General features: G+C 52.5%; 16 protein-coding genes and 1 pseudogene. 8 read left to right on the forward strand and 9 right to left on the reverse strand.

Annotation, left to right across the window (positions count from 1 at the left end; all coding sequences use genetic code 11):
- The 7 genes and pseudogenes from AC1HCM_RS06125 to erpA all read left to right on the forward strand — a co-directional run.
- Window positions 1-421 (forward strand): annotated as a pseudogene (locus AC1HCM_RS06125) (hypothetical protein); the annotation flags it as partial.
- On the forward strand, window positions 421-663 hold the full coding sequence (locus AC1HCM_RS06130; RefSeq protein ID WP_479460886.1) for a hypothetical protein: 243 nt from the start codon (window positions 421-423) through the stop codon (window positions 661-663). The pseudogene AC1HCM_RS06125 and the gene AC1HCM_RS06130, both read left to right, overlap by 1 nt.
- Window positions 653-1,423, forward strand: a complete 771-nt coding sequence (locus tag AC1HCM_RS06135) for a GGDEF domain-containing protein (protein ID WP_479460887.1) — start codon at window positions 653-655, stop codon at window positions 1,421-1,423. The genes AC1HCM_RS06130 and AC1HCM_RS06135 overlap by 11 nt, the downstream gene beginning before the upstream one ends.
- Window positions 1,389-1,733, forward strand: coding sequence for a 6-pyruvoyl trahydropterin synthase family protein (locus tag AC1HCM_RS06140; RefSeq protein ID WP_479460888.1), 345 nt, complete (start codon window positions 1,389-1,391; stop codon window positions 1,731-1,733). The genes AC1HCM_RS06135 and AC1HCM_RS06140 overlap by 35 nt, the downstream gene beginning before the upstream one ends.
- On the forward strand, window positions 1,726-2,691 hold the full coding sequence (gene pdxA, locus AC1HCM_RS06145; protein WP_479460889.1) for a 4-hydroxythreonine-4-phosphate dehydrogenase PdxA: 966 nt from the start codon (window positions 1,726-1,728) through the stop codon (window positions 2,689-2,691). The genes AC1HCM_RS06140 and pdxA overlap by 8 nt, the downstream gene beginning before the upstream one ends.
- Window positions 2,688-2,912 (forward strand): hypothetical protein, encoded by a 225-nt coding sequence (locus AC1HCM_RS06150; protein WP_479460890.1) that lies wholly within the window; start codon window positions 2,688-2,690, stop codon window positions 2,910-2,912. Before pdxA ends, AC1HCM_RS06150 begins: the two co-directional genes overlap by 4 nt.
- A gap of 40 nt (window positions 2,913-2,952) precedes the next feature.
- Window positions 2,953-3,300 carry an iron-sulfur cluster insertion protein ErpA gene (gene erpA / locus AC1HCM_RS06155; protein ID WP_479460901.1) on the forward strand — a complete coding sequence of 116 codons (348 nt, stop codon included), beginning with the start codon at window positions 2,953-2,955 and terminating at the stop codon, window positions 3,298-3,300.
- On the opposite strand, the gene AC1HCM_RS06160 is transcribed toward erpA, so the two are convergent.
- Genes AC1HCM_RS06160 through sppA form a run of 9 tightly spaced genes read right to left on the reverse strand, consistent with a single transcriptional unit; the run spans window position 3,287 to window position 10,375 of the window.
- Window positions 3,287-3,667, reverse strand: a complete 381-nt coding sequence (locus AC1HCM_RS06160; protein WP_479460891.1) for a hypothetical protein — start codon at window positions 3,665-3,667, stop codon at window positions 3,287-3,289. The genes erpA and AC1HCM_RS06160 overlap by 14 nt on opposite strands.
- Window positions 3,654-4,424, reverse strand: a complete 771-nt coding sequence (gene cdaA / locus AC1HCM_RS06165) for a diadenylate cyclase CdaA (RefSeq protein WP_479460892.1) — start codon at window positions 4,422-4,424, stop codon at window positions 3,654-3,656. Before cdaA ends, AC1HCM_RS06160 begins: the two co-directional genes overlap by 14 nt.
- The gene (gene folP, locus AC1HCM_RS06170; RefSeq protein WP_479460893.1) at window positions 4,414-5,607 is read right to left on the reverse strand and encodes a dihydropteroate synthase; all 1,194 of its coding nucleotides are present in this window, start codon (window positions 5,605-5,607) and stop codon (window positions 4,414-4,416) included. Before folP ends, cdaA begins: the two co-directional genes overlap by 11 nt.
- 9 nt (window positions 5,608-5,616) lie before the next feature.
- Window positions 5,617-6,354, reverse strand: a complete 738-nt coding sequence (locus AC1HCM_RS06175) for an N-formylglutamate amidohydrolase (protein WP_479460894.1) — start codon at window positions 6,352-6,354, stop codon at window positions 5,617-5,619.
- Window positions 6,354-7,973 carry a gamma-glutamyltransferase family protein gene (locus tag AC1HCM_RS06180; protein ID WP_479460895.1) on the reverse strand — a complete coding sequence of 540 codons (1,620 nt, stop codon included), beginning with the start codon at window positions 7,971-7,973 and terminating at the stop codon, window positions 6,354-6,356. The genes AC1HCM_RS06175 and AC1HCM_RS06180 overlap by 1 nt, the downstream gene beginning before the upstream one ends.
- Window positions 7,960-8,490: an ATP-grasp domain-containing protein gene (locus AC1HCM_RS06185; RefSeq protein ID WP_479460896.1), complete on the reverse strand. Its 531-nt coding sequence runs from the start codon at window positions 8,488-8,490 to the stop codon at window positions 7,960-7,962. Before AC1HCM_RS06185 ends, AC1HCM_RS06180 begins: the two co-directional genes overlap by 14 nt.
- On the reverse strand, window positions 8,426-8,941 hold the full coding sequence (locus AC1HCM_RS06190) for a D-alanine--D-alanine ligase family protein (protein ID WP_479460897.1): 516 nt from the start codon (window positions 8,939-8,941) through the stop codon (window positions 8,426-8,428). The genes AC1HCM_RS06185 and AC1HCM_RS06190 overlap by 65 nt, the downstream gene beginning before the upstream one ends.
- The gene (locus AC1HCM_RS06195) at window positions 8,938-9,528 is read right to left on the reverse strand and encodes a flavin reductase family protein (protein WP_479460898.1); all 591 of its coding nucleotides are present in this window, start codon (window positions 9,526-9,528) and stop codon (window positions 8,938-8,940) included. The genes AC1HCM_RS06190 and AC1HCM_RS06195 overlap by 4 nt, the downstream gene beginning before the upstream one ends.
- Before the next feature lies 1 nt (window position 9,529).
- Complete coding sequence (sppA, locus tag AC1HCM_RS06200) at window positions 9,530-10,375, reverse strand: signal peptide peptidase SppA (RefSeq protein ID WP_479460899.1); 846 nt, start codon at window positions 10,373-10,375, stop codon at window positions 9,530-9,532.
- Between the two features lie 65 nt (window positions 10,376-10,440).
- Between sppA and AC1HCM_RS06205 the strand changes: the two genes are divergently transcribed.
- Window positions 10,441-11,732, forward strand: a 1,292-nt coding sequence (locus tag AC1HCM_RS06205) for an FAD-binding oxidoreductase (protein WP_479460900.1), incomplete at its 3' end; no start/stop codon positions are given.

Below are 11,732 nucleotides of genomic sequence, written 5' to 3' on the forward strand. Positions count from 1 at the left end.
TCTTGACCACCACGTCAAGCTCTACCTCAGGGAGGTCAGGAAGAGGGTCCTCATACCCGACTACGAACTATCCTTCCTTCTGATGAGGAACTACCTCCTTACGGACAGACAGGTGAGGGGGAAGGAGGACTTCCTCCAGTCCTTAAAAGACGGAACAAACCTTATTTCCTTCTCCCCAAAGCCCTCCTTTGTCTGGACGGAAGACAGCACCATAAAGGTTTACTCTCCCTTCAGCAACACTCTCGTTCTCCTGCTCTCCGAAGGTGGGGAAAGAAGGGAGGTCCTCGGCTCAAACGTCATCTTTGAAGACCTGAAAGAGGACACCTATTTCGTTGTGGGATATACTTATCTTTGGAGAGTCGGGAGGTTGCTCTTTGGAGTTAAACCCCTCTTTGTTTCCGATAGGCTGGAGGTAGGATGATGTCTGAAGTTGAAAAGCCTTTACCCGACTGGGTAAAGGAGAAGATCCTCCAGAAGGTCAGCAACAAAGCCCTCGCTCAGGAAGCCTTCAGGTATATATCGGTGGTTGAGCGGGAGGACGGGACGCTCTGGGTCAAGGAGAGCTTTGAAGATACGGATAAGCACGCACTCCTCTTCATGGTTCTGAGCTGTGTGAACTACGCCCAGCGTCTCCTGAGGGGAGAGGAGATTGATGATATATGACCTTCCTCTATACGAGCTTGTTCTCTTCTTACTTCTCTCAGCCATCTCCTTCTGGTTCTCCCGTTCAAGCAAGGCTCTGAGAGCTCTTAAGTTGCTCTCCCTCGGCTTCCTTCTCCTCGCCCTGCCCTCCGCTCTGACCCTTGTCTCAGGGAAGGTCATATTCCCCCTTTCCCAGATACTACTCCTCTTGGGAGCTATCTTGATAGCTCTGTCCATAGCCCTTCTCTCAGTCCGCTCCCTTAAGGAGCTTGAGGAAGCAGCCTTCTACGATACCCTAACGGGTGCCTTCAACAGAAGGTTCATAATTGAGTACATCAACGAGGAGATAAGAAAGTCAAGGAGGTTCAAGAACGAGTTCGCCGTTCTACTCGTTGATTTGAACGACTTCAAGAAGGTGAACGACACCTACGGACACGATGCGGGTGACGAAGCCCTCAAACAGGTTGTGAAAAAGCTCAGGAAAGCCCTCAGGAACTATGACATGATAGCCCGCTGGGGAGGTGACGAGTTCCTTATATTCCTACCCATAGAACACAGAGCCGATATCTTGGAGGTAGCCAACAGGCTCGCTACAGACTTTTACCTTGACTTTCAGGGTGTTAGAATAACGCTGAGCGTGGGGTACGCCTGCTTTCCCCAGGACGGCGAGAGCATAGACAGGCTCATAGAAGCCGCCGACGAAAGGATGTACATATCTAAGAAACACTACAAAGAGGCGAGAAGGAATGCCCTGGACGATAAGAGTGAAGAGAAAGTTTAACGCTGCCCACTTCTTGACCGATTACCACGGCTCACCCGAGCCCCTACACGGACACACCTGGCAGGTGGAGGTCTTCGTTGAGGCAAAGGAGCTGGACAAAGGTGGCATGGGAATTGATTTCCTTGAGATAGATAGCCTCCTAAGGGAGCTCCTCCCCGACTACAGGCTTTTGAACGAGGTCTTTGATTTCTCCCCCAGTGCGGAGAACGTTGCGAAGTGGCTCTACGATGAGCTCAAGAAGAGATACCCAACCTTGAAGAAGGTTGTCGTTTGGGAGACGGAGAACTGCGGGGCTGAGTACAGTGAGTAGGATTGGCATAACGATAGGAGACCCCGCAGGGGTGGGTCCGGAGCTGATAGTAAAGCTCTCCCAGCACTTTAAAGAGGAGGGAACCTACGTAATCTACGGGGAGAAAAAGACCCTCCTTGAGGCTGAGAGGCTCCTCGGCAGGGAGCTCGGTGCTCAGACTATATCCAGCGTTGATGAGGCCGAAGATCCCGGCGTTTACCTCATTGACCTTAACATCTCCGACAAGTCCATCCCCGAGCCTTCCCTCACCTCCGGGAAGGTTGCGGTAGCTTACCTTGCAAGGGCTGTAGTTGATGCGGTCTATGGAAAGCTCGGCGGCATACTCACCATGCCGATAAACAAGTTCTGGGCATCAAGGGCGGGCTTCTCTTACGAGGGGCAGACCGAGTACTTGGCTCAGGCAACGAGCACAAAGGAGTACGCCATGATGATGTACTCCGATAGGATAAAGGTCCTCCTCCTCACGACCCATATCCCCCTCAAAGAGGTTCCCCAAAGGGTAAAAAAGGAGAGCCTCAGGTCTAAGCTTGAGCTCCTGTTAAGGGAGTACAGGAGGCTCTTTGGCAGGGAACCTTCTGTGGGTGTTCTGGGGCTGAACCCCCATGCGGGCGAGATGGGTGAGATAGGGAAGGAAGACATGGAGGAGATACTGCCGGTGGTTGAGGAGTACAAGAGAAAGGGCTACAGGGTGGAAGGTCCCCTCGTTCCGGACACCGCATTCATGAACACCGAAAGGTACGAGGTCTTCCTCTGCATGTACCACGACCAGGGACTGATTCCCTTCAAGATGCTCGCCTTCAAGGAGGGAGTCAATCTGACGCTGGGGATTCCCTTTCCCAGAACCTCACCCGACCACGGGACAGCCTATGACATAGCCTGGAAGGGGGTGGCTGACCCCACGCCAAGCCTCAAAGCCCTTGAACTTTTGGAGAAACTGGTTGAAAATCTTAAGGGATGAAGAACCTCCTCTACCTGCTCCTATTCCTCATAGTCTTCGGTGTATCCTTTTACTTTTTCCTCCAGAACTCAGCCCAGAGCGTTGAGCTCGTCCTTTGGGCTGACCTTAAGACTCCTCCCCTTCCAGTCGGGCTTGTCGTCCTCATAGCCTTCTTCTCCGGGTTCCTCGTAGGCTTGATATTCTTTCCCTTGACTTACATCATAAAGCGCCTAACTTCATGAAGTATCTTATTAGCAAAATCTTATGAAGGAGGTTGTAAGTATGCAGGAGCAGACAACTATGGTATTCAAGGTTACCGAGAAGGCAGCCGAGGAGATACTCAAGGTTGCTAAAGAGAACAACATAGAGAACCCCATCCTCAGGGTGAGGGTTGTACCCGGCGGATGCTCGGGCTTCCAGTATGCCATGGGCTTTGACGACACCATTGAGGAGGGAGACCACGTCTTTGAACAGGGTGGAGTTAAGGTTGTCATAGATGCCTTCTCCATGCCCTACGTCAACGGCGCCGAGCTTGACTACGTCGTTGACTTCATGGGTGGTGGGTTCACCATAAGGAACCCCAACGCAACCGGCGGTTGTGGTTGCGGAAGCTCCTTCAGCTGCGGTTAACAATCACCTTAACTACCGGCGGCTCCACTGCCGCCGGGTGTATCAGAACAGGAAGGGGTGTCTCAAGCCGAACCCTGACCCTGTAAACGCCAGGCTTGTCAATCTCTCTCAGGTCAACGTAAGCTCTGACCTTCTCTATCATCTTTGAGAGAAGAAGCCTCTCAACAACGTAAACGGTTATATCAACCCTCTCGGGTTTGACCTTGTAAACCATACCCTCCCTCGTGTTCTCCAGCTCAACGTACCTTGTGACCGTTATGGCTGTCCTGCTCCCGAAGTTCACCACGCTCCACAGGGAGAAGGATATGGCGAGAGCCATGAGCTTGTACTTCCAGTCTCTGAGAAATATCTCTCTAAGCAGCCTCATCTTTCAACCCCATCAGCTTCTCAAGTCTGTCCCTGAGTATCTCAGGGTCAAGGTTCCTCTCAAGCCTTCCTTCCACCGCCAGCGATATCTCCCCCGTCTCTTCCGAGACCACCACAGCGACGGCGTCGCTCTCTTCGCTTATCCCCAAGGCAGCCCTATGCCTCGTTCCGTACTTCTTGGGAAGCTCCGTGGTCTTTGAGAGGGGTAAAACACATGAGGCGAAGGCTATCCTCTCCCCCCTTATAACCACCGCCCCATCGTGAAGGGGAGTCATGGGGTAGAAGACGGTTATCAGGAGCTCAACGGTTACAGCTGCATCTATGTACACACACCCTTCAATGATGTCCTCTATATCCTGGCTCCTCTCAATCACTATCAGAGCCCCTATCTGTCTGTCGGACATGAACCTGCAGGCTCTAACTATCCTCTCAATCGTCCTCTCCTCTACGGAGGAGAACTTTATGACCTTTGTCTTCTCCCCTATCTTCGCAAGACTCCTCCTTATCTCCGACTGGAATAGAACGACTATTGAGAAGAGACCCAAAGTCCAGAACTTCTCAAATATCCAGGAGAGGGTTCTGAGCTGCAGAACCTCTGCGAGGAACCACATTATCCCTATGGCTACGAATCCCCTGAGTATGGGATAGCCCCTGCTTATCGTCAGAAAATAGATGATTCCGTAGATAAGAACGGCGACGGCGAGTATATCAAGAAGGTCCCTCAGTCCGAAGAGCTCCCTGAAGACTTCAAACACCATCGTAGGTCCTCACAGCGTCAAGGAGGGCTAAAAACTCCCTCGTCTCCTTTACATCGTGTGCCCTGACTATCCTTGCACCGGAAAGAACCGCCGGTGCCACCGCACCGAGGCTTCCAAAGAGCCTCTCCCTTGGCTGGGTCTTCCTTCCCAGAAATCCCTCTATTATGAGTCCTACAAAGGATTTCCTTGATACCCCCACCATCAGGGGCTTTCCCAGAACCCTCAGCTCTCCGAATCTCTGCAGTATCTCTACGTTGTGCTCGGGCATCTTTCCAAAGCCTATACCCGGGTCAAGGATTACGTTCTCCTCCCTCCTGTAACCCGCTTCAAGGAGGGCACCTATCCTGCCCTTGAGCCATCCGATTATCTCTTCCATGACGTCCTCGTAGATCAACGGCTCGCTCTTCCAGGTCTCCGGTCTTCCCTTTATGTGCCCTATCACGTAGGGGCAGTTGTACCGGGCTATAACGCCCAGCATCTCCTCGTCAAAGGTTCCACCGCTCACATCGTTCACTATGTCCGCACCTTCCTCAAGGCACGCTTTAGCCACCTGAGCCTTGTAGGTGTCCACCGATATCCAGACATCGGGCAGCTCCTTCCTGACAGCCTTCAGGACGGGAAGGACGCGTCTTAGCTCCTCCTCCGCGCTTATCCTCTCAGAGCCGGGTCTCGTTGACTCACCCCCTATATCAATTATCTCGCCCCCCTCCTCGTATATCTGGATCGCCCTGCGGAGGGCATCTTCGGTCTTCGTATAGAGCCCGCCGTCCGAGAAGGAGTCGGGGGTCACGTTCAGAACTCCCATTATCACGGTCTTGAGCCCCAAGGGAAGTATCTTCCTGTTGTACTGAATCTGGAAGCTGGTCTTCCTGTACCTTATCAGTCCCTCAAGTATCTCCCTCGCCAGAGCCTTGGTCTCGGAGTAGCTGACGAGCTCTGAACACATGTTCCTTATGTTTGCCTCGCTTGAGCACAGGACGAACCTCTCTCCCTGAGAGAAAACCGAGACGCAGCTCTTCTGAGCACATAGGTATATAGGTTCGGGGTTTTCATGGAACCTGAAGTAAACACAGTGAAATACACCTTCAAAGGACCTGTCCTCAGCCTCCTTGAAGAAGACCCCCACCCGCTCTTTCAAAAACTTGTAAAAGAGAGCCTTGTCGGAGAAGTGTTTTATAAGCATGTATATATTTTAAAGGCTCACCCTCTCAAAGAACATGTCCAGTGCCCTGCTGAGCTTACCCCTTACCTCCAAGAGCCTCTCCTCTTCTTTTCTGAGCCTCTCCCAATCCATGTAGAGGTCTCTCCTTATCTCAATCTGTATGAAGGGCTTTGGGTTCATCCCGTAGCTTCTTGTAATGTAGCCCCCCGAAAAAGGGTAGTTTATAAGGACCTCCCCTTCGGGGAGGTTGAAAGCCTCTCTAAAACAGGTAGCGAGCAGCTCCGTGAGTTCCCTTGGACATGCCCTCCCGTGGTTGTCCCCCAGGCAGATGCTCGGCCTTCTCCCCTTCTTAGGGGCTACGGGTGGAGCCTCCGGAGCCATTGAGTGGCAGTCAAAGGCTATGAGAACCTCCTCCCTCCTTACCTCCTCCGATAACCTCCTGTGATAGGGGAAGTAGTATTTCTTCAGAAGCATCTTTACGGTCTCTTCATCGGGGAACTCTCTGTAGACCTTCTTTCCAAAAGCTGTCTTGAGCTTGACAACGCCATCGGGGTTTTTGGGAGGTAGGTCGTCCGGAGCTCTGTTTAGGTCAACCACAGCCCTTGCCACCTTTGCCTTCAGCAGGCTCACAGCCTCAAGGTCATACAGCTCCGTTGTGAAGGGGTCTCCGTCCTCAACTATATCTTCTTCGCTCAGTATCACTATATCCCTGACCTCGGGAGGTATCTCCAAGCCGCCGTGAGGTATGGATATCAGACAGGGATACATCAGAAGCCCCCCGCAGTCCCGTCCCTTCTCGGGTCAGCCACTCCCTGAAGACCCCCGTCCCTCTTCCTCATTATCGCGTGGATTGAGCCAAAGAAGAAGGGCTCCCTGAACTCCACCCTGTATCCCTCCCTCTCAAGGTACTCAATAACTTCCTCATCCAAGCCCCCCTCTTCAATGCTGACAAGTCCACCGAGGGAGCTGTGTATCCTCTTCTCCACGATAGCCCTGTCCATGGGCATATCAAGGTCAACTATGTTCATGAGAAACTGGGTCAGAACGGAGAATATCCTCTCGCTCCCCGGACTTCCGATGACGAGCCAGGGCTCATCCCCCTTAAACACTATGGTGGGAGCTACGCTCGCCCAGGGAACGCTGTTGGGTCTCAGGTAGTAAGGGTGGTCAACCTTTTGGTAATCGTAATCCATCAGATAGTTGTTGTAAAGAAAGCCAAGTCCGTTGGCAGCAGCCTTACTGCCGTAAACCCTTTCAATGGATTGGGTTAGGCTCACAATCCATCCCTGAGGGTCAACGACCGACAGGTGGGTGGTCTCCCCCTTCATCTCGTCGTAGGTCTCGTGGATGGGAAGGTGTATGTCAATTGAGCTCATTATCCTCTTCACAACCTTTCTGGCGTAATCTCTTCGCAACATCCTTTCCGCTGGTATCTGGGGATAGAAGTTAGGGTCGTAGGGTCTTCCCGTCCACTCAAGTAGAGCCTCCCTAATGACCTCTATAAGGAGGTGGACCTTTTCTATCTTCTTCCTGTGAAGCTCACTGGGATGAATCGCATCAAACATGTGGAGAGCATATATTAGGGGTCTTCCCGCTCCGGGGGGTGGCATGCTCACAACCCTTAGACCCCTAAAGCTCCCTACAACGGGTCTTCTTTCAATAGGAAGGGGTATGAGAGCTAAGTCTTCATACCTGAGGAGACCACCGTTCTCCCTCATGTCGGCGTCAATGACCTTAGCTGGTCTATCCCTGTAAAAGTACTCAAAACCCTTCTCAGCCACCTCCTCCAGAAGTTTTCCCAGGTCCGGCTGTTTGAAGATCTCACCCGGCTTGTAAGGTCTTCCCTCCTTTAGAAAGTACTTACCTCCGGAGAAGGACTCAACCTTCCTGAAGTTCTCCAGTTCCCTCTCCTGCAGTTTGGACTGGAGTTCCGTTATCTTGTAACCCTCGTAGGCAAGCCTTATAGCGTGTTCACAGATGGCAACCCAGGGAAGGCTGCCATACCTCCTGTGGACGTAGCCAAGTACGGCGAGAGTACTCGGTACTGTGGTAGCCCTGTATCCAAGAGCTCTGTCCTCCTCGTAGACAGCACTTACGTGAGCTAAGGAGGGAGCCCTTGAGGAACCGTCTATAGCTATAGTTCTGTTTCCCATGTGGATCAGCATCATGGTCTGCCCGCCTATACCGCTCGCTTGGGGCTCACAGACAGATAGGGCAAGGGCTGCAGCACAGGCAGCATCAACAGCGTTCCCTCCAGCCCTCAGAACCTCAACCCCTGCCTCTGTTGCCCCGGGATGGGCTGTTGATACCATGCATCTTTCGGCTTCTGTGAACCTGCCGTCCTCTGAGACGTTGAACTCCTTTTCAATCTTTTCAAGGTTTAGCATCTATACCGTACCTCCTCAAGGCTACCCTGAGTATCTCGTTTATAAGCTCGTCGTATCTGTAACCAGCGGCGGCGGCAGAACAGGCGAAGGAGGCGGAGGGCTTGAGGGCGGCCATAGAGTTGACCTCAAGGAAGAATACCCTTCCCTCCTTATCCATCCTTATGTCAAAGCGGGCGTAGTCTCTTAGCCTGAGGGCATGGAAAGCCCTCTTGCTGAGCTCAACTATCTTCTCCGAAATCTCTCTCTCCAAAGGGGCGGGGCAGATCTTTCTCGGGGGTCTGTGCATCTTAATCTCGTGGGTCTGTATGCCTCTTGTCCCTTCTCCGTAATCTATCTCTGATAGGGGGAAGGCTCTCAGCTCTTCTCCATTTCCCAATAGGCTTACGGAGAACTCCCTGCCCTCAATGAACCTCTCTATAAGGGCTTCCTGTTCAAAGTCTTTTATGACATGCTCAACGGCACGCTTCAGCTCCTCTTCGTTTTCCACAAATGAGAGCCCAAGGGAAAGGGCTTCCATCCTCGGCTTCACCACGAGAGGGAAGGGAATCTGGGAGGTCCTCCATCCGGGACACGACCCAGAACTCGGGTGTGGGAACGTTACAGCTCTGGAACATGAGCTTTGTGGCTACCTTATCTAAGGCTAAGGAGTGCCCGAGTGGTCCGGAGCCTGTGTACATCACACCGAGAAGCTCAAGGATACCCGGTATGTGGGAGTACCTACCCTCTCCCTGGATGCCGTAGGCAAGGTTGAAGACTATGGTATTATCAACGCCTTCCCTCTCAACGTAGGGGACTATCTCCCTCACGAAGTCCATGTTTCCATCAAGGATATCAACCTCATGTCCTCCATTTTTCAGGGCTTGGGCTATCCTCTCTATCGTGCTTCTCTCGTACCTCTCCCTCGTTATGACCCTCCGGAGCTTCAGAACCTTCTCGTTCTTCTCGTTGTATACTACTGCGACCTTCATCCCTCTAACAGACAGTCCCTGAAGGTCCTGAGGTAAAACCTCCCTCCGAGCCTTCCTATCGGCTTGTACCTTTCGTAGATAACTCTCCTTTCCTCATCAAGTATGTTGTCCTTTACCCTTATGAGCAGTGCCTCCCCCAGTATCAGGTGCATGTCGTAGACTTTCAGGTGTTTGTAGAGCCTACACTCAAAGCTCACCTTTGACTCTCCAACCCTCGGTGCCTTCACAAATCTGCTCTCTTCAGGGCTCAGACCAGCCTCCTCAAACTCATTCACCTCAGGTGGGAACTCCTTAGAGGTTGTGAGCATCTTCTCAAAGAGCTCCTCAGAAACGAGGTTCACAACGAACTCGCCGGTGGCGAGTATGTTCCTGACGGTATCCTTGGGCGTTCCGTCATCCCTGTCGCTGACTGAGACCATGAGCACGGGCGGGCTGTCGTTGACAGCGTTAAAGAAGGAAAAGGGGGCTAAGTTGGGAATACCTTCTGAGCTCAAGCTTGAGACCCACCCTATGGGTCTTGGAACGACGAGACCGAGGACGAGCCTGAAGAGGGTATCTTCGTCCGTTTCTTTTACTATGAACTCCATCTCAAAAGCTTGCTATGTAAAAGAGGGGACTGTAGGAGCTTATCAGCTTCAGCTCCTCTATCTCACCACCGAGAACCCTCTGCAGGAGGCTCTTCTCCTCAGGGACGAAGAACTCCCTCGCCTCCGGAACGTGGGCAAGCTCCTTAGCCTTCTCAACCGCATCCTCAAGACCGCCGAGGGCATCAACGAGGCCGAGCTCCTTTGCCCTCTCACCCGTCAGAACCCTTCCGTCCGCCACCTCCCTCAACCTCTCCTCGCTTATCTTCTCCCTGCGGTACTTCAGTATGGCTCCGAGGAACTGCTCGTAAGCTTCTACGATAGTATCCTTCAGGTATTTCTTCTCCTCCTCCGTCAGCTCCCTGAAGGGTGAGAGGGTATCCTTGAACTTCCCCGTCTTTATTGCGGTTGCCTTTATCCCTATCTTCCCCATAAGCTCCCTGTAGGCAACGTGCTGTATTATCACCCCTATGCTCCCGGTTATCGTCCCTGGGTTGGCGAATATGTAGTCAGCGGGTGCGGAGACGTAGTACCCCCCCGAAGCAGCTATATTTCCCATTGATACCACCACCGGCTTGCCGGTCTCTTTAAACCTCTCTATAGCCCTGTATATCTCCTGAGAGGCTCCAACCGAACCCCCCGGTGAGTCAACCCTTATGACAAGAGCCTTAACGCTCTTATCCTTTCTCAGCCTCTCTATCTTCCTGACCGTAGGGAGTGGATTGACTATCACACCCTTTATCTTTATTATCCCTACCCTATCACCTACGGGAATCCTTGAGAGTATGGCTGACAGCATTACAAGTGCAATTATAAGCAAAAGCCCCAGCAGGAGGACCCACTTCTTCATGGGAGAATATTTTAGCCTGTTCGTGGACATAGATAACTTCGGTGGTGAGGTTGTATATTTTCTCTATGTTTGGAATTCTGAAGAAGGACCCTGTAGAGAGACTTATTTCAGTCCTTGGCAAGGATAAGGTGAACACCTCTCTTGTGGAGAGGAAGCTCTACTCCTACGATGCCACACCCATACCCGTTGAGAGGTCAGTCCCCTCCGCCGTCGTCTTTCCCGAGAGCAGGGATGATGTTGTGAGGCTCGTGGAGGTCTGCTACGAGGAGAGCATACCTATATTCCCGAGGGGTGCTGGCTCTGGGCTTACGGGAGGGGCGGTCCCTACCGATGAGAGGGGCGTTGTGGTTTCCTTTGAGAGAATGACCTCCTTTGAAGTTGATGTGGACAATACCTCTGCAAAGGTTCAGCCGGGTGTGGTCACCTACGAGTTTCAGAGACATGTGGAGAAGCTGGGCCTCTTTTATCCCCCCGACCCCTCCTCCTTCAAGTACTCAACCATAGGGGGGAACATAGCTGAGAATGCCGGCGGTCCGAGATGTCTGAAGTACGGCGTTACGAGGGAGTACGTCCTCGGGATTGAGGTTGTCATAAAGGAAGGTAAGGTGATAAGAACGGGCAACCCAATACTCAAAGATGTTGCAGGTTACGATATAACAAAGCTCTTCGTTGGCTCCGAAGGAACCCTCGGTCTTCTCACCGAGGCAACTCTGAAGCTCATTCCCAAGCCCCAGGCGAGAGCTACCGCCCTTGCCCTATTCAACAGGCTTGAGGATGTCGGAAGGGCTGTTACTAAGATAATGACCTCGGGTATATTCCCCTCAGCCCTTGAGTTCATGGACAGGGACGCAATAAGGGCTGTGGAGGATTACAAGCCTGTGGGTCTTCCGAAGGATGTGGAGGCTCTCCTCCTGATTGAGGTTGATGGACCGAAGGTGGCGGTTGAGGAGCAGGTCACGGAGGTCAAGGAGCTCCTCTCCTCAATGGGAATAGCTGTTGAGGTGGCTCCGGACGAGAGGGAGGCTGAGAAGCTGTGGACAGCGAGGAAGAACCTCGGTCCCGCCCTGGGCAACCTCAGGACAGGCAAGATAAACGAGGACATAGTCTTCCCGAGGACATACCTTGCGGAGGCACTCCCAAAGCTCAGGGAGATAGCAAAGAAGTACGACCTCCTCATGGTCGTCTTCGGACACATAGGCGACGGAAACCTTCACGTGAACTTCCTCTACGACAAGGCGAATCCCGAAGAGGAAGAAAGAGCCGAGAAGGCTGTTGATGAGGTCTTTGAGCTCGCCCTCTCCTATCACGGCTCCATAACGGGTGAGCACGGCGTAGGTCTTACAAAGAGGAAGTTCCT

The organism is Hydrogenivirga sp. (assembly GCF_056450045.1).

Coding starts and splice junctions, on each gene's coding strand:
- AC1HCM_RS06130 (WP_479460886.1), top strand. CDS start 421: ATGTCTGAAGTTGAAAAGCCTTTACCCGACTGGGTAAAGGAGAAGATC.
- AC1HCM_RS06135 (WP_479460887.1), top strand. CDS start 653: ATGATATATGACCTTCCTCTATACGAGCTTGTTCTCTTCTTACTTCTC.
- AC1HCM_RS06140 (WP_479460888.1), top strand. CDS start 1,389: ATGCCCTGGACGATAAGAGTGAAGAGAAAGTTTAACGCTGCCCACTTC.
- AC1HCM_RS06150 (WP_479460890.1), top strand. CDS start 2,688: ATGAAGAACCTCCTCTACCTGCTCCTATTCCTCATAGTCTTCGGTGTA.
- erpA (WP_479460901.1), top strand. CDS start 2,953: ATGCAGGAGCAGACAACTATGGTATTCAAGGTTACCGAGAAGGCAGCC.
- AC1HCM_RS06160 (WP_479460891.1), bottom strand. CDS start 3,667: ATGAGGCTGCTTAGAGAGATATTTCTCAGAGACTGGAAGTACAAGCTC.
- cdaA (WP_479460892.1), bottom strand. CDS start 4,424: ATGGTGTTTGAAGTCTTCAGGGAGCTCTTCGGACTGAGGGACCTTCTT.
- folP (WP_479460893.1), bottom strand. CDS start 5,607: ATGCTTATAAAACACTTCTCCGACAAGGCTCTCTTTTACAAGTTTTTG.
- AC1HCM_RS06175 (WP_479460894.1), bottom strand. CDS start 6,354: ATGTATCCCTGTCTGATATCCATACCTCACGGCGGCTTGGAGATACCT.
- AC1HCM_RS06180 (WP_479460895.1), bottom strand. CDS start 7,973: ATGCTAAACCTTGAAAAGATTGAAAAGGAGTTCAACGTCTCAGAGGAC.
- AC1HCM_RS06185 (WP_479460896.1), bottom strand. CDS start 8,490: ATGGAAGCCCTTTCCCTTGGGCTCTCATTTGTGGAAAACGAAGAGGAG.
- AC1HCM_RS06190 (WP_479460897.1), bottom strand. CDS start 8,941: ATGAAGGTCGCAGTAGTATACAACGAGAAGAACGAGAAGGTTCTGAAG.
- AC1HCM_RS06195 (WP_479460898.1), bottom strand. CDS start 9,528: ATGGAGTTCATAGTAAAAGAAACGGACGAAGATACCCTCTTCAGGCTC.
- sppA (WP_479460899.1), bottom strand. CDS start 10,375: ATGAAGAAGTGGGTCCTCCTGCTGGGGCTTTTGCTTATAATTGCACTT.